The 22038-nt window shown below is 72.3% G+C and carries 24 protein-coding genes and 1 tRNA gene; 6 read left to right on the top strand and 19 right to left on the bottom strand.

Annotation, left to right across the window (positions count from 1 at the left end; translation table 11 throughout):
* Positions 1 to 106 precede the first annotated feature (106 nt).
* From ACFWUY_RS03620 to ACFWUY_RS03595, 6 genes are all read right to left on the bottom strand, one after another.
* Complete coding sequence (locus ACFWUY_RS03620; protein WP_384101566.1) at positions 107 to 400, bottom strand: Dabb family protein; 294 nt, start codon at positions 398 to 400, stop codon at positions 107 to 109.
* 10 nt (positions 401 to 410) lie between these two features.
* Complete coding sequence (locus ACFWUY_RS03615; RefSeq protein WP_384101564.1) at positions 411 to 575, bottom strand: hypothetical protein; 165 nt, start codon at positions 573 to 575, stop codon at positions 411 to 413.
* Positions 576 to 982: 407 nt separating this feature from the next.
* Positions 983 to 1067, bottom strand: a tRNA-Ser gene (locus tag ACFWUY_RS03610).
* A gap of 101 nt (positions 1068 to 1168) precedes the next feature.
* On the bottom strand, positions 1169 to 1597 hold the full coding sequence (gene tadA / locus ACFWUY_RS03605; protein ID WP_384101934.1) for a tRNA adenosine(34) deaminase TadA: 429 nt from the start codon (positions 1595 to 1597) through the stop codon (positions 1169 to 1171).
* Between the two features lie 173 nt (positions 1598 to 1770).
* Complete coding sequence (locus ACFWUY_RS03600) at positions 1771 to 2304, bottom strand: hypothetical protein (RefSeq protein WP_384101932.1); 534 nt, start codon at positions 2302 to 2304, stop codon at positions 1771 to 1773.
* Between the two features lie 250 nt (positions 2305 to 2554).
* A complete protein-coding gene (locus ACFWUY_RS03595; RefSeq protein WP_384101562.1) occupies positions 2555 to 2752 on the bottom strand; it encodes a hypothetical protein in 198 nt (65 codons plus the stop codon).
* Between the two features lie 93 nt (positions 2753 to 2845).
* On the opposite strand from ACFWUY_RS03595, the gene upp reads away from it, so the two are divergent.
* The gene (gene upp / locus ACFWUY_RS03590) at positions 2846 to 3481 is read left to right on the top strand and encodes a uracil phosphoribosyltransferase (protein ID WP_266894353.1); all 636 of its coding nucleotides are present in this window, start codon (positions 2846 to 2848) and stop codon (positions 3479 to 3481) included.
* 90 nt (positions 3482 to 3571) lie between these two features.
* Here the strand turns inward: upp and ACFWUY_RS03585 are convergent, their stop codons facing one another.
* Both ACFWUY_RS03585 and ACFWUY_RS03580 read right to left on the bottom strand, forming a co-directional pair.
* The gene (locus ACFWUY_RS03585) at positions 3572 to 4210 is read right to left on the bottom strand and encodes a LytR C-terminal domain-containing protein (RefSeq protein WP_384101560.1); all 639 of its coding nucleotides are present in this window, start codon (positions 4208 to 4210) and stop codon (positions 3572 to 3574) included.
* A 107-nt stretch (positions 4211 to 4317) separates the two neighbouring features.
* A complete protein-coding gene (locus ACFWUY_RS03580; RefSeq protein WP_015034993.1) occupies positions 4318 to 4614 on the bottom strand; it encodes a type II toxin-antitoxin system VapB family antitoxin in 297 nt (98 codons plus the stop codon).
* A gap of 97 nt (positions 4615 to 4711) precedes the next feature.
* Here ACFWUY_RS03580 and ACFWUY_RS03575 point away from each other — a divergent pair, with 97 nt between their 5' ends.
* Positions 4712 to 6376, top strand: coding sequence for a helicase HerA-like domain-containing protein (locus ACFWUY_RS03575; protein WP_384101557.1), 1665 nt, complete (start codon positions 4712 to 4714; stop codon positions 6374 to 6376).
* On the opposite strand, the gene ACFWUY_RS03570 is transcribed toward ACFWUY_RS03575, so the two are convergent.
* The 4 genes from ACFWUY_RS03570 to ACFWUY_RS03555 all read right to left on the bottom strand — a co-directional run bounded on the left by ACFWUY_RS03570 (position 6377) and on the right by ACFWUY_RS03555 (position 12457).
* A complete protein-coding gene (locus tag ACFWUY_RS03570) occupies positions 6377 to 7930 on the bottom strand; it encodes a M28 family metallopeptidase (RefSeq protein WP_384101555.1) in 1554 nt (517 codons plus the stop codon).
* A gap of 271 nt (positions 7931 to 8201) precedes the next feature.
* A complete protein-coding gene (locus ACFWUY_RS03565; protein WP_384101553.1) occupies positions 8202 to 9257 on the bottom strand; it encodes an alpha/beta fold hydrolase in 1056 nt (351 codons plus the stop codon).
* A gap of 152 nt (positions 9258 to 9409) precedes the next feature.
* Positions 9410 to 9982 carry an RBBP9/YdeN family alpha/beta hydrolase gene (locus tag ACFWUY_RS03560; protein ID WP_384101551.1) on the bottom strand — a complete coding sequence of 191 codons (573 nt, stop codon included), beginning with the start codon at positions 9980 to 9982 and terminating at the stop codon, positions 9410 to 9412.
* Between the two features lie 195 nt (positions 9983 to 10177).
* Entirely contained in the window at positions 10178 to 12457 is a 2280-nt protein-coding gene (locus ACFWUY_RS03555) for an ATP-binding cassette domain-containing protein (RefSeq protein WP_384101549.1), read from the bottom strand.
* Between the two features lie 100 nt (positions 12458 to 12557).
* Here ACFWUY_RS03555 and ACFWUY_RS03550 point away from each other — a divergent pair, with 100 nt between their 5' ends.
* Positions 12558 to 13352, top strand: a complete 795-nt coding sequence (locus tag ACFWUY_RS03550; protein ID WP_384101547.1) for a TetR/AcrR family transcriptional regulator — start codon at positions 12558 to 12560, stop codon at positions 13350 to 13352.
* Positions 13353 to 13439: 87 nt separating this feature from the next.
* On the opposite strand, the gene ACFWUY_RS03545 is transcribed toward ACFWUY_RS03550, so the two are convergent.
* Positions 13440 to 14075 (bottom strand): TetR/AcrR family transcriptional regulator, encoded by a 636-nt coding sequence (locus tag ACFWUY_RS03545; RefSeq protein WP_384101545.1) that lies wholly within the window; start codon positions 14073 to 14075, stop codon positions 13440 to 13442.
* A 216-nt stretch (positions 14076 to 14291) separates the two neighbouring features.
* Entirely contained in the window at positions 14292 to 14579 is a 288-nt protein-coding gene (locus ACFWUY_RS03540; RefSeq protein WP_384101543.1) for a metal-sensitive transcriptional regulator, read from the bottom strand.
* Between the two features lie 78 nt (positions 14580 to 14657).
* Here ACFWUY_RS03540 and ACFWUY_RS03535 point away from each other — a divergent pair, with 78 nt between their 5' ends.
* The gene (locus ACFWUY_RS03535) at positions 14658 to 15260 is read left to right on the top strand and encodes a rhodanese-like domain-containing protein (protein ID WP_384101541.1); all 603 of its coding nucleotides are present in this window, start codon (positions 14658 to 14660) and stop codon (positions 15258 to 15260) included.
* On the opposite strand, the gene ACFWUY_RS03530 is transcribed toward ACFWUY_RS03535, so the two are convergent.
* Positions 15236 to 15904 carry a TetR/AcrR family transcriptional regulator gene (locus ACFWUY_RS03530; RefSeq protein ID WP_384101539.1) on the bottom strand — a complete coding sequence of 223 codons (669 nt, stop codon included), beginning with the start codon at positions 15902 to 15904 and terminating at the stop codon, positions 15236 to 15238. The two genes, ACFWUY_RS03535 and ACFWUY_RS03530, sit on opposite strands and share 25 nt — an antisense overlap.
* A gap of 64 nt (positions 15905 to 15968) precedes the next feature.
* On the opposite strand from ACFWUY_RS03530, the gene ACFWUY_RS03525 reads away from it, so the two are divergent.
* On the top strand, positions 15969 to 17483 hold the full coding sequence (locus tag ACFWUY_RS03525) for a DHA2 family efflux MFS transporter permease subunit (protein WP_384101537.1): 1515 nt from the start codon (positions 15969 to 15971) through the stop codon (positions 17481 to 17483).
* Between the two features lie 91 nt (positions 17484 to 17574).
* Here the strand turns inward: ACFWUY_RS03525 and ACFWUY_RS03520 are convergent, their stop codons facing one another.
* The 3 genes from ACFWUY_RS03520 to ACFWUY_RS03510 all read right to left on the bottom strand — a co-directional run bounded on the left by ACFWUY_RS03520 (position 17575) and on the right by ACFWUY_RS03510 (position 19577).
* Positions 17575 to 18117 carry a GNAT family N-acetyltransferase gene (locus ACFWUY_RS03520; protein WP_384101535.1) on the bottom strand — a complete coding sequence of 181 codons (543 nt, stop codon included), beginning with the start codon at positions 18115 to 18117 and terminating at the stop codon, positions 17575 to 17577.
* Positions 18118 to 18179: 62 nt separating this feature from the next.
* Positions 18180 to 18596: a YciI family protein gene (locus tag ACFWUY_RS03515; RefSeq protein ID WP_384101533.1), complete on the bottom strand. Its 417-nt coding sequence runs from the start codon at positions 18594 to 18596 to the stop codon at positions 18180 to 18182.
* 180 nt (positions 18597 to 18776) lie between these two features.
* The gene (locus tag ACFWUY_RS03510) at positions 18777 to 19577 is read right to left on the bottom strand and encodes an alpha/beta fold hydrolase (protein ID WP_384101531.1); all 801 of its coding nucleotides are present in this window, start codon (positions 19575 to 19577) and stop codon (positions 18777 to 18779) included.
* A gap of 358 nt (positions 19578 to 19935) precedes the next feature.
* Here ACFWUY_RS03510 and ACFWUY_RS03505 point away from each other — a divergent pair, with 358 nt between their 5' ends.
* Positions 19936 to 20793: a helix-turn-helix transcriptional regulator gene (locus ACFWUY_RS03505; RefSeq protein ID WP_384101529.1), complete on the top strand. Its 858-nt coding sequence runs from the start codon at positions 19936 to 19938 to the stop codon at positions 20791 to 20793.
* Between the two features lie 102 nt (positions 20794 to 20895).
* Here ACFWUY_RS03505 and ACFWUY_RS03500 read toward each other — a convergent pair whose 3' ends face one another.
* A complete protein-coding gene (locus ACFWUY_RS03500) occupies positions 20896 to 21954 on the bottom strand; it encodes an aldo/keto reductase (RefSeq protein WP_384101527.1) in 1059 nt (352 codons plus the stop codon).
* Between the last annotated feature and the right edge of the window lie 84 nt (positions 21955 to 22038).

Genomic DNA, 22038 nt, shown 5'->3' with positions numbered 1-22038 from the left:
TGACGTGTTGAGGGCATGATGGCGGAGAAAGGGGAGGTCACACACGAGGTCACCCATGGAAAAAGCCCCCCGCCTCGACGGCAGGGGGCCTCAGGACGAAGGAGGACTAGAAGGCGTAGTCCGCGATCACCCAGGTGGCGAACTCGCGCCACTGCGCGACACCGGCCTGGTGTGCGGGGTGCTCCAGGTACCGCTGGAGCGCGTCCGTGTCCTCGACGGCCGAGTTGATGGCGAAGTCGTACGCGATCGGCCGGTCCGTGATGTTCCAGTCGCACTCCCAGAAGCGCAGCTCCGGAATCTGCCCGCCGAGCGCGCGGAACGCCTCGACACCCGCGACGACACGCGGCTCGTCGCGGGCGACGCCCTCGTTGAGCTTGAAGAGGACCAGATGGCGGATCACGGAGGGGCTCCTAGTTGATGAGTTCTGTCATGAACTGGCCGACTCCTTGAGCGGCGCTGGCTATGCCCTCGAACCCTACCTGCACGAGATCGGCGGCCCTTTCCGGAGACGTGACGATCGTGTACAGCACAAAGACCGAGACCGCGTACAGAACGGCCTTCTTCGCTTGCACCACTGACCAGCCCTCCCCAGTTCCCCCGCCGTACGACCGCGCCACTCTAACCGAGCCTTTACGGACCAAGGGCCCGGAGATCGAGGCCTTTTGCCGCCTCCCGGAAGGGTGACGGGCGAGCAGTATGGATGTCGAGCCCGGCGGATCCGGCAGGAATCCGAAGGGCTCCAGGAACCGGCCCGCACTGCGGGGTCCGTGCCGTCCGCTTCCCCCGATCGCGGCGCAGGACCTGGAGGACCGGTTCTCATCGGGGGGAGCGGCTTGTCCCCCCGATGCCGCTCCCCCCGTCCTACGAAGAGGGCCCCGGCCCGCGCCTCGAGCGCGGTCCGGGGCCTTTCGCGTACGCGGCCACGCTGTTGGGGGATACGCCGAAGGGCCCGGTGCTGGTGCACCGGGCCCTTCGATCGAAGCGGTAGCGGAGGGATTTGAACCCTCGGTGACTTGCGCCACACTCGCTTTCGAGGCGAGCTCCTTCGGCCGCTCGGACACGCTACCGAGAGAGAGCTTAGCCGAAACTCCCGCTGCGATGAAATCCGTATCCCGGCGCAGGTCGGAGCGCCGTCGGGACCGGTACCGGGGCCGGGACCGGGCAGGGGTCAGCGGGTGCGGAAGAAGGCCGTCAGCTGCTGCGCGCACTCCTCGCCGAGCACGCCGTGGATCACCTCGGGGCGGTGGTTGAGCCGGCGGTCCCGTACGAGGTCCCAGAGCGAACCGGCCGCGCCCGCCTTCTCGTCCACGGCGCCGAACACCACCCGATCGACCCGCGACTGGACGAGCGCGCCCGCGCACATCACGCACGGCTCCAGGGTCACGACGAGCGTGCACCCCGTCAGACGCCACTCGCCGGTCGCCTCGGCGGCCCGGCGGAGCGCGAGCACCTCGGCGTGCGCGGTGGGGTCGCCGGTCGCCTCCCGCTCGTTGTGCGCCCGGGCGATCACCGTGCCGCCGGGGGAGAGCACGACCGCGCCGACCGGTACGTCACCGGCCGACACGGCCGCGTCGGCCTCGGCGAGAGCGAGCCGCATGGCCTCCCGCCAGGGATCCCGCACGGGATCGCCGGACGAACCGCCCAGGGGTTCGCCGGACGAGCCGCCCGAAGGTTCGCCGGCCGGGGTGTCCGTGAGGTCGCCCGCCGGGGTGCTCCCGGGCTCCCCGGGCGGGTCGGTCGTCGGGCCGGGGGACGGTACCGCGCGTGCCACTAGCGGACGGCCTCCAGGACCTCGGCCGCGCCCAGGGCGTCCGCGATCTCCGAGAGGGCGTCGCTCTCGAGCGCCAGCAGGTCGGCCGGAGCCATGCCCAGGTCGGCCAGGATCAGCCGGTCGCCGACCGGCGCGGCCGGCACGGCCTCGGCGGCGACGCCGGTGTCCTCGTCGTCGTCCGTGTCGTCGTCGAGCGCCTCCCCGTCCTCCGTGCCGTCCAGGTCCAGTGACTCGAGCTCGTCGACGATGTCGTCCAGGTCGTCGCCGAGGATCTCCCGGGTGAGGATCTCCCCGTACGAGGAACGGGCTGCGGCGGCGCCGTCCGAGACGTAGATACGAGGGTCTTCCTCACCCTCGATCCGTACGATCCCGAACCACGCGTCCTCCTGCTCGATGAAGACGATCACCGTGTCGTCGTCCGAGGCCTCGCGGGCCAGTTCGGTCAGATCCGACAGGGTCTCCACGTCGTCGAGCTCCGTGTCGCTCGCTTCCCACCCGTTTTCGGTGCGCGCGAGCAGTGCGGCGAAGTACACCTGACTCTCTCCCACTGATCAGAGGTGTGACGTTCCGGCGGCGCGCTCCTGATGCCCCGCCCAATCGGCATCGTGACAGAAACGACGCCCACAGGAGAGGTCTTCTGCTCTTGCGTCGTGCATCAGTCTGAACGACCCCGCGATCGGGTGGGCGTGCGACCCCGGCGCGCGGAGGGGGCGCACAACGGGCGGGACCGGGGCCGTTCACCGGCGGGGAGGCGGGGGCGGGGCGTGCCGCCCCGTGGGGCCCTCACCAGCGAAAGGTGCGCATCCGCATCTGCTGCCGCATCCGGGCGGCCCGCGCGCGTCTCGGCTGCACGCGCTCGCGGAGTGCCTTCGCCTCGTTCAGCTCGCGCAGGAACTGGGCGCGGCGCCTGCGGCGCTCCGTGTCGGTCTCGGGGCGAGGTTCCTCGGGGGGCTCGCCACGCTTCTCTGCAAGGTCGGGCATCGAACACTCCACCCCATCGCTGGGTCCCCGTGCTCCCCACCTTCCCCCAGCGGCGTGGATCGATGCCAGTGCGCGGCGGGCTACTGTTGAGTCATGCGTCTCCACGTCGTCGATCACCCGCTGGTCGCCCACAAGCTCACCACGCTGCGCGACAAGCGCACGGACTCCGCGACCTTCCGTCGGCTCTCCGACGAGCTGGTCACCCTGCTCGCCTACGAGGCCACCAGGGACGTCCGGACCGAGCAGGTCGACATCGAGACCCCCGTCACGCCCACGACCGGCGTCAAGCTGTCGTACCCGCGTCCGCTGGTGGTCCCGATCCTGCGCGCCGGGCTCGGCATGCTCGACGGCATGGTCCGGCTGCTCCCGACCGCCGAGGTCGGCTTCCTCGGCATGATCCGCAACGAGGAGACGCTGGAGGCGTCGACCTACGCCACGCGGATGCCGGAGGACCTCTCGGGCCGCCAGGTCTACGTCCTGGACCCGATGCTGGCGACCGGCGGCACGCTGGTCGCGGCGATCCAGGAGCTCATCAAGCGTGGCGCGGACGACGTGACCGCGGTGGTGCTCCTCGCCGCCCCCGAGGGCGTCGAGGTCATGGAGCGGGAACTCGCGGGCACCCCCGTCACCGTCGTGACGGCCTCGGTCGACGAGCGCCTCAACGAGAACGGCTACATCGTCCCGGGCCTGGGCGACGCGGGCGACCGCATGTACGGCTCTGCCGAGTAGACGTCACGGCGGCTCCGCCGAGTAGACGTCACGTCACGGCGCACGGCGCCGCCGGACAGACGTCACGGCGGCGCCGCCGAGCAGGAACTCCTAGCCCTGGGTGCAGGGCTTGGCCGCGGGCGCGGGCTTGGTCAGGGCGACCAGGGCCGCGTCCGCCGTCGCTTTCGGGGCCAGGGCCTTGAAGGCGGTCCCGATGATCAGGTCCACGTCCGCCGTGGCCCGGGTGTCCGTCTTGGTCGTGGCGCCCTTGAGCTGGGTGCCGAGGACCGGGAAGGCGCCCTTGGCGGCGGTCGTGGCGCCGAGCAGCAGCCCGGCGCCGGGGACCTTCTTGTCGTAGGCGGTGGGCGCGTTCCCCACCTTTCCGATCTTGAAGCCGCGCTTCTTGAGCTCGTCCGCGGTCGTCTTGGCGAGACCGCTGCGCGGGGTCGCGTTGTAGACGTTGACCGTGATCTGGGCGGGCTTGGGGAGGGTGGCGGCGGGCGGGGCGGTCGCCCTCGCGACGGGTTTGCAGTCGGTCTGTTTCCCGGCGGCGGTCGTCTTCTTCCCCTCGTCGCCGGAGAAGACGTCGACGAGCTGGAGCGTGCCCCAGCCGGCCGCGCCGAGCACGACCACGGCGGCTGCGCTCGCGAGGATGATCCTGCGCCGGCGGTGGGGGCGGCGCATGCGCGGGTAGACGTCCCCCGTGATGCGGTACTTTCCGCCCATTCCAGGGGGAGTGAGCATGCTCATGAGCGCAGCGTAATGCCGCCCGTCGGCGATGCCTACTTGATGATCATGTGATCGCGTCCGGATGGGGGCGAACTGACCCCGAAAGGGTCAGTGGAAGCGGAGCCGGCTCAGTCCATTTCCAGGACGCGGGCGTGCAGCACCTGGCGCTGCTGGAGCGCCGCGCGGACGGCGCGGTGCAGTCCGTCCTCGAGGTAGAGATCGCCCTGCCACTTCACGACGTGCGCGAAGAGGTCGCCGTAGAAGGTGGAGTCCTCGGCGAGCAGCGTCTCCAGGTCCAGCTGGCCCTTGGTGGTGACCAGCTGATCGAGGCGGACCGGGCGCGGGGCGACGTCCGCCCACTGCCGGGTGCTTTCCCGGCCGTGGTCGGGATACGGCTTTCCGTTTCCGATGCGCTTGAAGATCACACGGAAAGCCTACCGGGCGAGCGGCTCCCGGCGCAGCCACGCGAGGCCGGTGGGATGCTGGTGCGAACCGTGACATAAGGGAAATCGGGGTGCCGTCATGAGCGTGAGCGAGCGGAGCGAGCAGCCGGGGGAGGCACCGGGCGGGGCGACGGGTGAGGCCCCGGCCGTCCCGGCGGCCGCCCCGGCCGCCCTCGCCGGACCCGCCGCCGGGATCGCCGCCGGATACGCCTTCGACGGCGCGGCACTCGATCTGGGGGCCCTGCTCTGGGACGGTGTCTGTCACCCGGACGCGCCGGTCCGCATCCCGCTGCCCGTCCTCAACCGCCACGGCCTGGTGGCCGGCGCGACCGGCACCGGCAAGACGAAGACGCTCCAGTTGATCGCCGAGCAGCTGTCCTCGCACGGGGTGCCGGTCTTCCTCGCCGACATCAAGGGCGACGTCTCCGGGATCGCGGCCCCCGGCGAGGGCGGAGAGAGGGTCGGGGAGCGGGCGTCCCAGGTCGGGCAGAGCTGGGCGGCGAAGGGCTTCCCCTGCGAGTTCTACGGGCTCGGCGGCACCGGCCCCGGCGTCCCGGTGCGCGCCACGGTGACCAGTTTCGGCCCCGTACTGCTCTCCAAGGTGCTCCGGCTCAACCGGACGCAGGAGCAGTCGCTCGGCCTGATCTTCCACTACGCGGATTCCAAGGGCCTCGAGCTGGTGGACCTCAAGGACCTGCGGGCGGTGGTGGCCTTCCTCGTATCGGACACCGGGAAGCCCGAGCTGAAGGGGATCGGCGGGATCTCGACGGCGACGGCCGGGGTGATCCTGCGGGCGCTCACGGCCTTCGAGCAGCAGGGCGCGGGCGGTTTCTTCGGGGAGCCGGAGTTCGACACCGCCGAGCTCCTGCGGACGGCGGCGGACGGGCGCGGGATCGTCTCGGTCCTGGAGCTGCCGTCGGTGCAGGACAAGCCGCAGCTCTTCTCGACGTTCCTGATGTGGATGCTCGCGGACCTCTTCCACGACCTTCCGGAGGTCGGCGACCTGGAGAAGCCGAAGCTGGTCTTCTTCTTCGACGAGGCGCACCTGCTCTTCGACGGGGCGTCGAAGGCGTTCCTGGAGTCGATCACCCGGACGGTGCGGCTGATCCGCTCGAAGGGGGTCGGCGTCTTCTTCGTGACGCAGACGCCGAAGGACGTCCCCCCGGACGTGCTCGCCCAGCTCGGCAACCGGGTGCAGCACGCGCTGCGCGCCTTCACCCCGGACGACGCGAAGGCCCTCAAGGCGACCGTACGGACGTTCCCGAACTCGCCGTACGACCTGGAGGAGGTGCTCACGGGCCTCGGTACGGGCGAGGCGGTGGTCACCGTACTGAGCGAGGAGGGCGCCCCGACCCCGGTGGCGGCGACCCGGCTGCGGGCGCCGGAGTCGCTGATGGGCCCGCTCGACGCGGCGGCGCTCGACGCGGCGGTGCGGAGCTCGCCGCTGTACGGGCGGTACGCGGAGGCGGTGGACCGGGAGTCGGCGTACGAGAAGCTGACGGCCGAGCAGCGGGCGGCGGAGGCGGCGGCCCTGGAGGCGGCGACCGATGCGGAGGCCGCGAAGACGGCGGCGGAGGCCGCGAAGACGCCGGCGAGGGCTCCCCGACAGAAGGAGGAGCCCTCGCCGGCCGAACAGGTGGTGGGCAGCGGGGTGTTCACGTCCCTGGCTCGGTCGATCGGCACCCAGCTGGGCCGGGAGATCAGCCGCTCGCTCTTCGGGACCGCCCGCCGCCGCCGGAGGTGACTACTCGGTGACCTCGTGGTGGTCGTCGTGCAGGCCGCCGCCGCTGCCCGCGTCGCCCTCGGTCGGGACGGAGACGACCGGCTTGCGCAGGGAGGAGATGTCGTGGGCGTAGGTGCCCACGGCGTTGGCGATGACGTCGATGTTCACGTCGAAGGCCGTCATGTCGATGTTGCCGAGGTCGTCGCCCGCGGCGTGGTAGTTCACGTCGTACGCGACGCCCGCCTCGCCGCCGTACTTGGCGGCCTGGGCGGCGGTCTTGATGCCCTCGGCGCCGGTGAAGGTGCCGCCGGAGGGGATGCCGACCCCGATGAACGGGCCGTAGTCGGAGCGGCCGGTGAAGTCGGTGCCCTCGTGCGGGACCCCGCGCCTGTCCATGAAGTCGGTGATGTCCCGCTCCAGCTGGGCCGAGCCCTCGGGTCCCGCGCCGGCGCCGACGCCGTCGGAGTTGTCGCCGTCGTAGACGAACAGGCCGTAGTTCGGCGAGGCGATCATGTCGAAGTTGAGGTAGAGCTTGATCTCCTTCTTGTCGAGCGCCGTGCGGGTGTTCACGTAGTGCGTGGAGCCCAGGAGGCCGTTCTCCTCCGCCGACCACCAGGCGAAGCGGACCTTGTTGCGGACCTTGTCCTTCGACTCGGCGAGCTCCAGGGCGGCCTGGAGGAGGCCGGCGGAGCCGGAGCCGTTGTCGTTGATGCCGGGCCCCGCGGTGACGGAGTCGAGGTGCGAGCCGAGCATCACGGTGTTGGCGGCGTTGCCGCCCCTGGTCTCCGCGATGACGTTGTTGGTGACGCGCTTCTCCTGGAGCTGGCGGATCTCCAGGGAGAGCGAGACCGGGCCCTTCGCGAGGTCGGCGGCGAGCTGCTCGCCCTCGGCCTGGGTGAGACCGCCGGTCGGGATCTTGCCGGCGGCCGGGTCGCCGAGGGTGCCGGAGAGGACGCCCTCGACGTTGTTGTAGACGACGGCGGCGGCGGCGCCGGCCGCGGCGGCCTGCTGCTGCTTGATCGCGAAGGAGCAGCCGCCGCGCTTGATCAGCGCGATCTTCCCGGTGAAGGTGTCGGAGGCGTAGTCGGCCGGCTCGCAGCCGGTGGTGCCGTCGGCGTCGACGGGCACGGCCACGAGGTCGGTGGTGATGCCGCCGACGGGGGTGGACTTGGTGTACGTCATCGCCTTGACGCCGAGCGTCCGGGGCGCGGGGGCGACGACGGAGGCCTTCTCCGCGAGCGTCTCCGTGTAGATGAAGTCGAACTTCTGGTACGAGACGTCGTAGCCGGCCTTCTTGAGTTGCGTGTACACGTACGCGGCCGAGGCGTCGTGCCCGAGCGTGCCGGCGGCGCGGTTGCCGCCGGCCGAGTCGGCTATCGCCTGGAACTTCTGCAGGTGCCTGTAGGCGCCCTGCGCGGAGGTTTCGCGGACCAGCTTCTTCGCCAGCTTGGCGGCATCGCGGGCGGGTGCCGCCGCCGGGTCCTGCCCCGCGGTGGCAGGGGAGGAGAGGACCAGGGGGGTGGCGAGAGCGGCGGCGGCCAGAATGGCCGCGGCTCGGCGCTGGGTGGCGTTCACAGAAGTCCTTCCCGTTACGGACGAGGTTGAGGGGAAGTTAGCGATCCGCCGGGCCTTCTGTGAACACCTTCTCCACAATTCCTGTCCTACGAAGCAGGATTGAAATCTGGAATTGTCAATTCCTGGAAGGTTCGGGATAATTTGTGGGCTTCACCGCTTTCGTCGCTTTCACTGCTTTCACGGCCGCCGAACGGGGGCCGGCCGGGCGGGAGGGGTCCCGGTGCTCATACCCCCGATCATCCCGCCGGGGCGGGCCGCCCGCCCGGTGGACTCACCCCTTCGCGAAGCCGTCGAGGGCGTCCAGGAGATGCCTCCGAGTCTCCTCGCCACCCAGGTGACCTGCGCCTTCGACCACCCGGAGCTCGGCGTCCGGCCAGGCCCTGGCCAGCTCCCAGGCGGTGCCGAGGGGGCCCGCGAGGTCGGCGCGGCCGTGGACGAGGACGCCGGGGACGCCGGCGAGCCGGTGGGCGTCCCGGAGCAGCGCCCCCTCCTCGAGCCAGGCGCCGTGCGCGAAGTAGTGGGAGCAGATACGGACGAAGCCGAGCCGGGTGTCGTCGACGCGATCGGTGTACGGGGTGCCCATGCCTTCGAGGGAGAGCACGGCGTCCTCCCAGGCGCACCAGTCGGCGGCGGCCCTCTGCCGTACGGCGAGGTCGGGGTGGTTCATGAGAGCGGCGTACGCGGCGACGAGCCGAGCGGCGCCGGCTCCGGCCTCGACCGGACCTCCCGCCTCGACCGGACCTCCCGCCTCGACCGGACCTCCCGCCTCGACCGGACCTCCCGCCTCGACCGGGTCCCCGGCCCCCACCAGGCCGCCGGCCCGCCCGGCGCCCGCGCGGAAGCGCTCGTGGGCCTCCGGGAAGAAGCGGCCGACCCCCTCGTACAGCCAGTGGATCTCGGAGCGGCGGGTGGTGGTCACGCCGTTGAGGACGATCGCGGAGACCCTCCCGGGGTGGGCTTCGGCGTACGCCAGGATCAGGGTCGAGCCCCACGAGCCGCCGAACAGCAGCCACCGGTCGATCCCGAGGTGCTCGCGCAGCCGCTCCATGTCGGCGACCAGGTGCGCGGTGGTGTTCACGGCCATGTCGGTGGCGGGGTCGCTCGCGTGCGGGGTGGAGCGGCCGCAGCCGCGCTGGTCGAAGAGGACGAGCCGGTACGCCTCCGGGTCGAAGTACCGCCGACCGCGCGCGGAGGACCCGGAGCCCGGCCCGCCGTGGACGATGAGCGCGGCCCGGCCCGCCGGGTTGCCGGAGACCTCCCAGTGGACGCGGTTCCCGTCGCCCACGTCGAGCAGGCCCTGGTCGTACGGTGCGGTCTCCGGATACATCCGGCCGAGCCTACCGACCGGCCACGGCGGGTGTCCGGGCGTTCACGAACGGTCCTGCCGACGGGCCACGGCGGGCGTCCGGGCGTTCACGAACGGTCCTGCCGACGGGCCACGGCGGGCGTCCGGGTGACGACGGCGGTCGCCGGACCGCTCTACCGGCCCTTGATCCGTACCGTCGGGTCCTCGCACCACTCCAGGAGCGACGCCCACTCCCCGTACCCCGAGTCGGGGGTGAAGTGCTCGCCGCCCGGTACGTGGTCCAGGTCGAGGCCGAGGGGGACGCCGTAGTGCAGGTCGGCGCCCTCCGGGCAGTACGGGTCGCCGTCGCCGTACACGAGCCGTGCGTCGATCCCCGGCTCCGTCAGGTCGAGCCCGTCCGCGAAGGAGGCGATCTCGGGAATGGACGCGGTCACGGGCGGTGAGGGCGGGGCGACGAACAGCACCCGGTCGGCGTCCGGTCTGCGCCCGCCCGCCCGCAGCCAGAGCAGCACGGCCAGGCTGTGCGCGAGGACGACGAACTCACCCTCGGCCGGCCGCTCCCCGTGCTCGTCGAGGGCCGCGAGCCACTCCGCGAGAACGGGCGCGTCCGGCGCGGGCAGCTGCGGGTAGCGCACCTCGTGCCCCCGCGCCCGCAGCTCCCCGGCGAGCCAGTGCTGCCAGTGGCCGGGCGGGCGGTGGTTCTGGTAGCCGTGCAGGATCAGGAAGGTCCTGGAATCGTTCGTCATGGCGTGATCGTGCGCCCCGTCGCGCGGTTCGGTCCAGACGGTTTCAGCGGGTGGACGGGTCGGCGGACCGGGGCGGGGTGCCGGGCGCGCACGTGGTGGGCCCGCGCTCCCGTGCGGACGGCGCCGGGGGGACGAGTGCGACGGTCTCGCGTGCGTACCCGTCCCGACGCCCTCGCGGCCCCTCCGAGGCCCGGATCAGCCGCCCACGTACTCCCGGAGGTGACGTGCGGTCAGCGTGTCACCCTTCTCGACGAGTTGCGCGGGGGTGCCCTCGAAGACGATCCGGCCGCCGTCGTGGCCCGCGCCGGGGCCCAGGTCGATCAGCCAGTCGGCGTGGGCCATGACGGCCTGGTGGTGCTCGATCACGACGACCGTGTTGCCGGCCTCGACGAGGCGGTCGAGGAGGGCGAGGAGCTGGTCGACGTCGGCGAGGTGCAGGCCGGTGGTCGGCTCGTCGAGGACGTAGACGGCGGCCTTCTCCGCCATGTGGATGGCGAGCTTGAGGCGCTGGCGCTCGCCGCCGGAGAGCGTGTTGAGCGGCTGGCCGAGGCGGAGGTAGCCGAGGCCGACGTCCTTCAGGCGGCCGAGGATCGTGCGGGCCTGGCTCTTCGCCGAGAGGGCCGTGAAGAAGTCGTACGCCTCCTCGATCGACAGCGACAGGACCTCGTGGATGTTCTTCCCGTCCAGCCGGTAGGTGAGGACCTCGGGCGTGAACCGCCTGCCCTCGCACTCCTCGCAGACCGAGGCCACGCCGGCCGCGATCGCCAGGTCGGTGTAGACGAGCCCGAGGCCGTTGCAGCGCGGGCAGGCGCCCTCCGAGTTGGCGCTGAAGAGGGCGGCCTTGACGCCGTTGGCCTTGGCGAAGGCCGTACGGATCGGGCCGAGGAGCCCCGTGTACGTCGCCGGGTTCGAGCGGCGCGAGCCGCGGATGGGGGACTGGTCGGCGACGACGACCCCCTCGCGGCCCGGCAGGTTGCCGTGGATGAGGGAGGACTTGCCGGAGCCCGCCACGCCCGTGACCACGGTCAGCACCCCGGTCGGGATCTCGACGCTCACGTCCTTCAGGTTGTGCTGCGTGGCGCCGCTGATGGCGAGGGCGCCGGTGGGGACGCGTACCTCGGGGCGGAGCTTCGCCCGGTGCGCGAGGTGGTTCCCGGTGAGGGTGCCGGAGGTGCGCAGGCCCGGCACGTTCCCGCTGTAGCAGATCTCGCCGCCCGCGGTCCCGGCCCGCGGCCCGAGGTCGACGACGTGGTCGGCGATCTCGATGACCTCGGGCTTGTGCTCGACGACGAGGACGGTGTTGCCCTTGTCGCGCAGCCGCAGGAGCAGGTCGTTCATGCGCCGGACGTCGTGCGGGTGCAGTCCGGTGGTGGGCTCGTCGAAGACGTACGTGACGTCGGTGAGCGGGGAGCCGAGGTGACGGACCATCTTCACGCGCTGCGCCTCGCCGCCGGAGAGCGTGCCGGAGGACCGGTCGAGGGAGAGGTAGCCGAGGCCGATCTCGACGAGCGAGTCGAGCAGTTCGCGCAGGCCGGCGAGGAGCGGGGCGACGGAGGGCTCCTCGATCCGGCGGACGAACGCGGCGAGGTCGCTGATCTGCATCGCCGAGCACTCGGCGATGTTCACCCCGTCGATGCGGGAGGACAGCGCGGCCCTGGTGAGCCGGGCGCCCTCGCACTCGGGGCAGGCGCGGAAGACGACCGCCCGGTCGACGAAGGCCTTGATGTGGGCCTGCAGCGACTCCCGGTCCTTGGCGAGGAAGAGCCGCTGGACCTTCGGCACGAGCCCTTCGTAGGTGAAGGAGTTGCTGCCCACCTTCACCTTGCAGGACGGCTTGTGGAGGAAGTCCTCCCACTCCCGCTCGGTGAAGTCCGCGAGCTTCTTGTCGCGGGGGTAGAAGCCGGACTCGGCCATGATCCGCCAGTACCAGGAGTCCACCGCGAAGTTGGGGACGGTGATCGCGCCCTCGTCGAGGGACCTGGACCGGTCGACGAGCTCGTCGACGTCGATGTCGGAGACCTCGCCGGCGCCCTCGCAGCGCGGGCACATGCCCTCGGGCAGGTTGAAGCTGAAGGCGCCGGAGGTGCCGATGTGCGGGGTGCCGAGGCGGCTGAAGACGATCCGCAGCATCGTGTACGCGTCGGTGGCGGTGCCCACGGTGGACCGGGAGTTGGCCCCCATCCGCTCCTGGTCGACGACGATCGCCGCGCTCAGGTTGTGGAGTCCGTCCACGTCGGGGCGGGCGAGGGTCGGCATGAAGGACTGGAGGAACGCGCTGTAGGTCTCGTTGATGAGGCGCTGCGACTCGGCGGCGATGGTGCCGAAGACGAGGGAGGACTTCCCGGAGCCGGAGACTCCGGTGAAGACGGTGAGGCGGCGCTTGGGTAGGTCGACGTCGACGTTCCTGAGGTTGTTCTCCCGGGCCCCGCGGACCTGGATGACGTGGTGGCTGTCCGCTGCGACGGGGTGGTTCATGCGTGCGCCCTCCGATGGCCGTCCTCTGGAACGGAGAAGGGTACTCTATACAGCGTATAAAGTTAGCAAGAATGGTCCTGACCTGCGAGAACGGAACGACATGGCGGCCTCGAAGGACTCGAAGGGAAAGAGCAGCAGCGGCGGGGGCGACCCGGCGCGCACCCTGGAACTCCTGTGGCGCGACGACACCGGGGCCCCGGCCGGACGCCGTGGCCCCCGGCAGGGCCTCACCGTCGACGCGGTCGTCGACGCCGCCCTCGCCCTCGCGGACGGCGGCGGACTCGACGCGCTCACCATGCGCGCGGTGGCCCAGCACCTCGGCGTGACCCCGATGACGCTCTACACCTACGTGCCCGGCAAGGCCGAGCTCCTCGACCTCATGCTCGACGCCGTCTTCCTGCGGATGGACCGGCCGCCGTTCGGCCCCGACGAGCCCTGGCGGTCCCGGGTCACGGCGGTCGCCGACGCCAACCGGGCACTGCACCTGCGCCACCCCTGGCTGGTCGAACTCCGGATCGTACGGGCGCCGTTGGGCCCCGGCGTGATGACCAAGTACGAGTACGAGCTCGGCGCCTTCGAAGGGCTGGGGCTCGACGACGTGGCCCGCGACTCGGCCCTGACGTACGTCCTCGGCTTCGTGCAGTCCGGCGCGCGGGCCGAACTGGACGCCCGGGCGGTGGCGCGCGAGAGCGCGATGTCCGACGGCGAGTGGTGGGCCGCCCACGAGCCCCTGCTGGCCCGGGTCCTCGACGAGACCCGGTTCCCGCTGGCGGCGCGGGTGGGGGAGGCGTCGGCGATCGCGTACGAGGGCCTGTACGACGCGGAACACGCGTACCGCTTCGGCCTGGGAAGGGTGCTGGACGGCCTTGCGGCACTGGGGCGGCGGGGCCCCTGATGCCTCGTACCCGCACCCGCGGCCGGAGCGGCTCCCGTACGCCCGCCTTCGGGCTCGCGGCCGGAGAGCGGCTCCCGTCCCCTGCCTTCAGGCCCGCAACCGGAGCAGCTCCCGTACTCCCGCCTTCAGCCGGTCCGCCGGTAGTTCCTGCTCGGTCGTCAGGTGGTGCATGACGTCGGGGGAGAACGGAGCGAGCAGCAGGTGGGCCAGGAGCGTGCTGTCGGACCCGGGCCTGAGCCGCCCGATCAGCAGGGCGACGTGCGTGTGCATCACCCGGTAGGCGCCGCCGTGGTAGCGGGCGCGGGGCGCGGCGGAGTGCGCGGCGAGCAGGATCGCGCGCTGCTCGCCGACCCGGTCGACGAGCGCGTCGAGGAAGGCGTCGAGCCGTTCCGCGTCGGGCGCGCCCGGTCCGAGCGGCGGCGGTCCGCTCATGTACGCCTCCTGGAACTGGCGCTCGCGGTCGTCGAGGAGCGCCCACAGGAGCTGGGAGACGTCGCCGAAGCGGCGGTAGACGGTGCCGACGCCGATGCCGCTGGCGTGCGCGACCTGGTTCATGGTGACGGCGTCGGGGCCGTCCTCGGCGACGATCCGGGCGGCGGCGTCGAGGATCTTGCGCCGGTTGCGGGCCGCGTCGGCGCGCTCGGGGGCGGGGGCGCCGACGGTGGGAAGCAGACCGAGCAGCGCCGCCGCCGCGCCTCCGGCCCGAGGGTTCTCCGTGCTCATCTGGTCGGCTCCTCTGCCCTTCGTACGCGTCCCGTCCCCCTGCTCCGACCGCTCTCTGTTCCGAGCATACCCGCCCCTCCTGTCAAACGGATAGAATTCCGCTTGAGTTGGAGCGGATGGACGCGTACGCGCTCGGCCTCCCGACCCGCTTCGGCGACGTGGTGGCCCGGCGAGGGCGTCGCGCCACCGTCCCGAGGCCCGGACCCGGCGGCGCGGCTACGCCAGCGACAGGAAGAGCTTCTCCAGCCGGGCGCGCATCGCCTCGCGGTCCTCGCCGTTCGCGCGCCCGTCCTCGGCCTCGGTCAGGCACTGCTGGAGCCCGGTCGCGATGATCGCGAACCCGGCCCGGTCGAGGGCGCGGGAGGCGGCGGCCAGCTGGGTGACGACCTCCTCGCAGTCCCTGCCCTCCTCGATCATCCGGATCACGCCGGCGATCTGGCCCTGGGCGCGTCGCAGCCGGTTCAGGACCGCCTTGAGCTCCGTACCCGCGAGATCCAGTTCCACAGCCGCTCCTCCATAGATACCCCAGGGGGTAATTTATCCCCGCACGGGGTTCCTCGAAGACCAAGGATGACAGCTGCCATGAACGCACCCCTCCTGCTCGACCCCGACCAGGCCCGCGCCCGGCTGGCCGGGCTCACCGTCGTCGACGTGCGCACACCCGCGGAGTACGCCTCCGGGCACGTGCCCGGCGCGTTCAACGTCCCGCTCGACCGGCTCGACCGGGCCGTTCCCGCGCTCCGGGAGGCGGCGGACCGCGGCGGGCTGCTCGTCGTCTGCCAGTCCGGCGGCCGCTCGGCCGCCGCCTGCGCCCGGCTCGCCGGGCACGGCATCACCGTGCACGACCTCGACGGCGGTACGAGCGGCTGGGCGGCCCGCGGCCACGGCCTCGATCGCCCGGCGGGCGGCCCGGCGAAGCCGGTGTGGGCGATGGACCGCCAGGTCAGACTGGTCGCGGGGTCGCTCGTCCTGCTCGGTCTCGCGCTCGGGCTCCTCGTCCACCCCGCGTTCCAGCTGCTCTCGGCGGGCATCGCGGGCGGACTGGTCTTCTCGGCGCTCACCCACACCTGCGGCATGGCCCTGATGCTGGGCAGGCTCCCGTACAACCGGGGAAGCGCGTGCGCCGCGGACGACCTGGACGCGACGCTGGCCCGGATCCGTCAGGGGGCGGGAGCGGGGGCGTAGCGGCGGAGGAACATCTCCACCCCGTCGGCGACGAGCCGTTCGCTCAGCTCCTCGCCGATCTCCGTCCCGTACTGCTCCATGACCATCTGCGGGAAGACGAGCAGCGAGTAGAGCTGGAGGACGGCGACCTCCAGGTCCGGGATGTCGAGGCGGCCCCGGTCCGCGAGGGTGCGCAGGGCGTCCGCGACGGCGGGGTGGTGGCCGGCGGGGCCGTGCGCGCGCCAGGCGCGGCCCAGTTCGGGGAAGCGGTGGAGTTCGGTGGCGACGAGGGTCCGCAGGGCGCGGCCCTCGGCGTCGCCGCGCACGGCCAGGACCCAGGCGCGGCCGGCCTCGGTGAGCGCGGCCCTGAGCTCCTCGGGCCCCTCGGCCTCGACGAGCCGCGCGAGGTCGGGCCCGCCGGCCGGCCCGCCGTCGGCCAGGGGCTCGTCGAGGGCGCCGGCGACGACGGCGGTGAAGAGGGCTTCCTTGCTGCCGAAGTGGTTGTAGACGGTCACCTTGGAGACGCCCGCCTCGGCGGCGATGGCGTCCATGCCGACACCGAAGCCCTCGCGGAGGAAGAGGTCGCGGGCGGCCCGTACGACGGCCTGCCGCTTGCGGGCGGCGCGGGCGCCGGTGGGGGCGGGCTTGGCGGGCTGGGCGTCCATGGCCTCACCCTACCAACGGAACTGTACCGTTGAGTTCAGCTGTACTGTCCCGTACAGTTCAGTTATGCCCACTCCTTCCGCCGTGCCCTCCCCTGCCCACGACCCGGACCACGTCCCTGCCCACGACCCGGGTCACGCTCCGGACCATGCCCCGGGTCACGTCCCGGACCCGCGCCGCTGGACCGCCCTCGCGATGATCTGCGCGGCCCAGTTCATGCTGGTCCTCGACGTGACGGTCGTGAACGTCGCCCTGCCCGCCCTCGCGACCGACCTCGACCTCGATCGCACCGCCCTGACCTGGGTCGTCACCGCGTACACCCTCTGCTTCGGCGGGCTCATGCTCCTCGGCGGCCGGCTCGCCGACGCCCTCGGCGCCCGCCGGGTCCTGCTCACCGGCCTCGCCCTGTTCACCGCCGCGTCCCTGGCCTGTGGCCTGGCGCCGAACGCCACCGTCCTGCTCGGCGGCCGTGTCACCCAGGGCATCGGCGCCGCACTCCTCTCCCCCGCAGCACTCGCCCTGGTCACCACCCTGTTCCCCGGCCGCGAGCGGCCCAGGGCGCTGGGCGTCTGGGCGGCCATCGGCGGCACCGGCTCAGCGGTCGGCGTCCTCCTCGGCGGCGCCCTCACGGCCGGCCCCGGCTGGCCCTGGGTCTTCTACGTGAACGTCCCGGTGGGCGTCGCCCTGCTGGTCGCCCTCCCGAAGTCCCTTCCAACGGCCACGATGAAGCGGCACGGAGGCGTGGGCGAGAAGGAAGGCGCGACCCGAGGCGGCCTTGACGTCCCCGGCGCACTCCTCGTCACGACGGCGACCGGCGCCCTCGTGTACGGCCTCGTCCGCGCCGGCGACTCCGGCTGGACGTCCGCCGCGACGCTCCTGACCCTGCTCGGCGCGTTCGCCCTCTACGGGGCCTTCGCGGCGGCCGAGCGAAGGAGCCGCACTCCGCTGATGGACCTCCGGATGCTCACCAGGCGGCCGGTCGTCGCGGGGTCACTGCTCATGCTGGTCGCGACGGCGCTCCTCATCTCGTTCTTCTTCCTGGGCTCGATGCGGCTCCAGCACGTCCACGGCCTCGACGCCCTCCGCACCGGCCTCTTCTTCCTCCCGGTCGCGCTCACCACGGCGATCGGTGCCCACCTGGGCTCCCGTCTGGTGACGACGGCCGGACCGCGCGCCTGCGCGACGGGAGGCATGGCGGTCGCGGCCCTGGGCTGTCTGCCGCCTGCGCTCCTGGAGCCCGGCTCCGGCCCCTGGACCACGTTCCTGCCGGCCCTCGCGACGGCGGCGCTCGGACTCGGCGCGGTCTTCGTCACGGCGACGACGACGGCCCTCGGCCTGATCACCCCGCACGAGGCGGGCCTCGCGTCCGGCATCGTGAACACGTTCCACGAGCTGGGCGGCTCCATCGGCGTGGCGGTCGTCTCCACCGTCGCCCTGGGTGCCAAGGCCCCCACCCCGGACGGCCTCACGACCGCCTTCGCCCTCTGCGTCCTGGCGGCGGCGGCCACCGCCCTCGCCTCGCCCTTCCTCATCCCCCGGGGCCGGCCCCACATCGCGGGCGGCCCGCACGGAATGCACTGACGGAACGCACGGAACGCACGGAACGCACGGAAGAATCTGTGACGGAAGAAGAATCTGTGACGGAAGAACCTGTGACGCCGGGCCGCCCGGGTCAGAGCGGTCCGAGGACCATCAGGATCTCGTCGCGGTCGTCCCCGGGCGCCAGCCGGAGGGCCCCGGGCCAGCGACCGGTCTCCCGCCAGCCGAGGCGGCCGTAGAACTCCTCGAGGCCGACACCGCCGCGCGCGGCCAGACGGAGCTGTTCCAGGCCCATCTCGTCGCGGGCGACCTCCCGTACGCGGTGCATGAGGGCGGCCCCGATGCCGCGTCCGCGCAGGCCCGTCCGGGTCTGCACATGGTGCAGCGTCCCCCAGTGGGCGATGAGTTCGAAGGGGTCACGGCGCACGTTCAGCCACCCGGCGAGGCCGCCGTCGACCCTCGCGACCACGAGGCGGCTCGTCTCGGGCGCGAGGCCCGCGACGAGCGCGTCGACGGCCGGGGCGGCCAGGCTCGCGTCGATGGGAGGGAACGGGAATCCCGCTGCCCCGCCGGCGTTGGTCACCTCTGTCCAGCAGTCGACGAGCTCCCGCCGCAGCTCGGGGGAGACGCCGTCGGGAGCTGTGACCTGCTGGAAGTCGAGGGGTCCGCTGTTCATACGGGGATCCTCGCACCCGGCACCGACAGTGCCGGGTGCGTGCCACCGACCCGGGCCCGCCGTCAGTCCTGGGCCGGCCCCGTCTCGTCGATCGGGCGGATGACGACCGGGTACTCCGGTGCGCCGGCCGGCTGCGGACAGCGGGCCACCTGGGCGGCGATCTCCGTCACCCGTTCCAGGGAGGCGCAGTCGAGGACCCAGTAGCCGGCGATGACCTCCTTGGTCTCCGCGTACGGGCCGTCCGTGACGAGCGGCTTGCCGTCTCCGTCCACCGTCACGAACCGGGTCGTGGCCGGGGCGGCGAGGCCCTGGGCGTCGAGCATCTCGCCGGACGCCGTCAGCTCCTCGTTGATCGCGTTCATGTGGTCGAACATCGCCTTGAGGTCCGGCTTGCTCCAGGCGGGACTGTTCGCGGTGGGGCGGCCCACCATGGCCTCGTAGTCGGCCTGCGCGCCCTGCACCATCACCAGGTACTTCATGACGTCCTCCTCACGTGGATACTGCCTCTCGCAGGAGAGTCGGAGCCGTGGGCCGGTTCTCGACACCGCGCGGATGCCGGCCGGGAAAAAAGAAGAAATCACCCGCCCGCAGCACGGTTCCGCCCCGGGGAGGTACGCGCGCCACCGAGCAGCCGACCCGTCCCTACGGACGGCCAGGCGTCACGCACCGGCGAGGACGAGGAAGTCCGCCACCGTCTTCACGAACTCGTCCTCCTTCTCGAAGAAGACCACGTGACCGGCGTCGATCTCGGCGTACGAGCTGCCGGCGATCGCCGCGTGCAGGTCCCGGCTGTTCTCCACCGGGACGGTGGCGTCCTGCGAGCACCCCACGACCAGCGTCTCCGCCGTGATCCAGGGCAGCAGCCCACGGATGTCGACCTCCAGGTCGAGCGCCACGTGCCGCAGGGTGCCGGGGGTGGGCGGCATGTTCGGGACGAGAGCCTCGACGCCCTCGCGGCCGATCGCGTTGAGGAAGCCCCGGCTGAACCCGGTCATCGTCACGCTCCGCCCGAAGCCCGCCGGGTCGAACTCGCCGAGCCGCTGCCACAGCGTGAACAGGTTCCGCAGGTACTCGTCGCCGTCGGTGTACGCCCACCCCGCCACCAGCACCAGCCGGCCGACCAGGTCGGGGCGGAGGGCGGCGACGGCCGCCGACACCACGGACCCCATGGAGAAGCCGAGCAGGTCGACGGGGCCGGTGCCGGCGTCCTCGATGACCGCGATCACCTGCGCGGCGAGCGCCTCGACGGTCAGCGGCCCGCCGTCGTCGGTGGTCCGGTCGGCGCCGGACAGGTCCAGGGTGATGACCGTACGGCCGGCGGTGAAGCGGGGCGCGGTCTGCCCCCAGTTGACGACGGCGCCACCGGAACCGGTGCCGTGGACGAGGAGAAGGGCGGGCCCGGGGTCCGAGCCCTCGACGTCGTAGCGGACGTGGGCGGTGCCGACGGTGACGGTGGCCATGATCGCTGCTCCCGGTGGTGGGGTGAGGGGGTGTCGTTGGCTGACACCGAGGACCCTGCCGACCCCCGAGGACAGACGGGAGAGCCCTTCCGACCCTGGGATCGCGAGTCCCTGGCTGAACGCGTGACCGCCCCGGAGGCGGACCCTCGGACCCTCGGGCCCTCGGACTTTCGGGCCCTCGGACTTTCGGGCCCTCGGACTTTCGGACCCTCGGGCCCTCGGGTCTCTGGGTTTTCGGCCCTCCCGGCCGCGCAGGAGCCTCAATCCCTCCAGGCCACACAAGGCCTTCAACCCCCGAGCCCGCACACGCCCCTCAGGTCCCGGAAGGCCCGGGAAGACCCCGGACCGATCCGGCAGGATGAGCCGCATGACGATCAACCGCCGCGAACTCGCCGACTTCCTGCGCCGTTCCCGCGAGCGGGTTCGACCGCAGGACGCGGGCCTCACGGCCGGTCCCCGGCGCCGTACGCCAGGACTGCGCCGCGAGGAGGTCGCCCAGCTCGCCGGCATGTCCGCCGACTACTACATCCGCCTCGAACAGGCCCGAGGCCCGCAGCCCTCACCGCAGATGCTCGCGGCGCTCGCCCGCGCGCTGCGGCTCGACACCGACGAACGCGACCACCTCCACCTCCTCGCCGGCCACCGCCCGCCCGCCGGCCCGGTGGCCGGCGACCACGTCGCGCCCGGGCTGCTGCACCTCCTCGACCAGCTGGAGACGACTCCGGCACAGGTCCTGAGCGACCTCGGGGACGTCCTCGCGCAGAACGCGATGGCCCGTGCGCTGCTCGGCGGGGTGTGCACGGTGTCGGAGCACGGCCGGAACGTCGTCTGGCGCTGGTTCGCCGACCCGGAGGCCCGTACGGCGTACCCGGCCGAGGAGCACACGTACTACAGCCGGCTCCATGTCGCCGACCTGCGCGCGGCGTTCGGCCGCCGTTCCGGAGACCCGGCCGCGACCCGGCTGGTGGAGCGGCTGCGCGGGGCGAGCGAGGAGTTCGCGGAGCTGTGGGACCGGCACGAGGTGGCGGTCCGCCGGCACAGCCGGATGCGGGTAGCGCACCCGGTGATCGGCCCGGTGGACCTGGACTGCCAGGTGCTGCTCGCCCCGGAGGGTGAGCAGCGCCTTGTCCTGTTCACCCCGCCGCCCGGCACGGACGCGGGGGAGCGGCTCGCACTGCTCGGGGTGGTGGGCACGGAGCAGTTCAGCACGTCCTGACGCCCCTTCCGGAAAGCACCAAGTCGACCCGACCCGAGCCGACCCGACCCGTCCCGACCCCCTCCAGCAACCTGTTCGCCCCTCCGCCGCCCTCCGTCGCCCTTACTCGGCAGCCCGTTCCTCCAACGGCCGTCGCCGGGCCGCGATTTCGGTGAGGGAGGGGGACCGCCAGGCCCCGTCCGGCTGGTAGAGGTTCGTCCCCGGCGGCACGATCGCGTCGATCCGGTCCAGGACGTCGTCCGTGAGCAGGAGGGGCGCGCCCTTCAACAGGCCTTCCAGCTGCTCCATCGTCCGGGGTCCGATGATGACGGAGGTCACGGCCGGGTGCGCGGCGGCGAAGGCGATCGCGAGCTCGGGCAGGGAGCAGCCGATCTCGTCGGCGAGCGCGACGAACTCCTCGACGGCGTCGAGCTTCGCGGCGTTTCCGGGGACCGACGGGTCGAATCGGTGCGGGGTGAGGGCGGCGCGTCCGCTGGTGAGGTCGACCGGCTGCCCCTTGCGGTGCTTGCCGCTGAGGAAGCCGGAGGCGAGCGGGCTCCAGGTCAGCACCCCCATCCCGTACCGCCGCGCGACCGGCAGGACGGACGCCTCGACGCCCCGCGCGAGCAGCGAGTACGGCGGCTGTTCGGAGCGGAAGCGGCGCAGCCCGCGCCGCTCGGCGACGGCGTGGGCCTCGACGATCTCCTCGGCGGGGAAGGTGGAGCAGCCGAAGGCCCGGATCTTCCCCTGGGAGACGAGGTCGCCGAGGACGTCGAGGGTCTCCTCGATGTCCGTACGGTGGTCGGACCGGTGGACCTGGTAGAGGTCGATCCAGTCGGTACCGAGCCGCTTGAGGCTGCCCTCGACGGCCCGGGTGATCCACCGGCGGGAGGTACCGCCCCGGTTGGGGCCTTCGCCGCCGAACGGGAAGTACACCTTGGTGGCGAGCACGGTCTCGTCGCGGCGGCGGGGGTCGCGCAGCGCCTTTCCGACGATCTCCTCGGACTCGCCGGCCGAGTACATGTCGGCGGTGTCGACGAAGTTGATGCCCCGGTCGAGGGCGGCGTGGATGACCCGTACGGACTCCTGATGGTCCGGATTGCCGACGGCACCGAACATCATCGTGCCGAGGCAGTACGTACTGACTTCGATCCCGGTCCCGCCGAGTACCCGATAGCGCATGGCCGCACTCTAGGAACTGGAGTGCACTCCAAGGCAAGAAGAGGGGGAACAACAGAAGTTGGGGAGAGAAGCCGGGAAAGAACC

Source organism: Streptomyces sp. NPDC058664 (genome assembly GCF_042716635.1).
GTDB lineage: Bacteria > Actinomycetota > Actinomycetes > Streptomycetales > Streptomycetaceae > Streptomyces.
Note: the sequence above shows the minus strand (reverse complement) of the source record. Positions and strands in the feature narration are given on the sequence as shown.

Coding starts and splice junctions, on each gene's coding strand:
- ACFWUY_RS03565 (WP_384101553.1), bottom strand. CDS start 9,257: ATGTATCCGGAGACCGCACCGTACGACCAGGGCCTGCTCGACGTGGGC.
- ACFWUY_RS03500 (WP_384101527.1), bottom strand. CDS start 21,954: ATGCGCTATCGGGTACTCGGCGGGACCGGGATCGAAGTCAGTACGTAC.
- ACFWUY_RS03525 (WP_384101537.1), top strand. CDS start 15,969: ATGCCCACTCCTTCCGCCGTGCCCTCCCCTGCCCACGACCCGGACCAC.
- ACFWUY_RS03520 (WP_384101535.1), bottom strand. CDS start 18,117: ATGAACAGCGGACCCCTCGACTTCCAGCAGGTCACAGCTCCCGACGGC.
- upp (WP_266894353.1), top strand. CDS start 2,846: ATGCGTCTCCACGTCGTCGATCACCCGCTGGTCGCCCACAAGCTCACC.
- ACFWUY_RS03550 (WP_384101547.1), top strand. CDS start 12,558: ATGGCGGCCTCGAAGGACTCGAAGGGAAAGAGCAGCAGCGGCGGGGGC.
- ACFWUY_RS03595 (WP_384101562.1), bottom strand. CDS start 2,752: ATGCCCGACCTTGCAGAGAAGCGTGGCGAGCCCCCCGAGGAACCTCGC.
- ACFWUY_RS03515 (WP_384101533.1), bottom strand. CDS start 18,596: ATGAAGTACCTGGTGATGGTGCAGGGCGCGCAGGCCGACTACGAGGCC.
- ACFWUY_RS03555 (WP_384101549.1), bottom strand. CDS start 12,457: ATGAACCACCCCGTCGCAGCGGACAGCCACCACGTCATCCAGGTCCGC.
- ACFWUY_RS03510 (WP_384101531.1), bottom strand. CDS start 19,577: ATGGCCACCGTCACCGTCGGCACCGCCCACGTCCGCTACGACGTCGAG.
- ACFWUY_RS03530 (WP_384101539.1), bottom strand. CDS start 15,904: ATGGACGCCCAGCCCGCCAAGCCCGCCCCCACCGGCGCCCGCGCCGCC.
- ACFWUY_RS03575 (WP_384101557.1), top strand. CDS start 4,712: ATGAGCGTGAGCGAGCGGAGCGAGCAGCCGGGGGAGGCACCGGGCGGG.
- ACFWUY_RS03585 (WP_384101560.1), bottom strand. CDS start 4,210: ATGAGCATGCTCACTCCCCCTGGAATGGGCGGAAAGTACCGCATCACG.
- ACFWUY_RS03535 (WP_384101541.1), top strand. CDS start 14,658: ATGAACGCACCCCTCCTGCTCGACCCCGACCAGGCCCGCGCCCGGCTG.
- ACFWUY_RS03545 (WP_384101545.1), bottom strand. CDS start 14,075: ATGAGCACGGAGAACCCTCGGGCCGGAGGCGCGGCGGCGGCGCTGCTC.
- ACFWUY_RS03560 (WP_384101551.1), bottom strand. CDS start 9,982: ATGACGAACGATTCCAGGACCTTCCTGATCCTGCACGGCTACCAGAAC.
- tadA (WP_384101934.1), bottom strand. CDS start 1,597: ATGCGGCTCGCTCTCGCCGAGGCCGACGCGGCCGTGTCGGCCGGTGAC.
- ACFWUY_RS03505 (WP_384101529.1), top strand. CDS start 19,936: ATGAGCCGCATGACGATCAACCGCCGCGAACTCGCCGACTTCCTGCGC.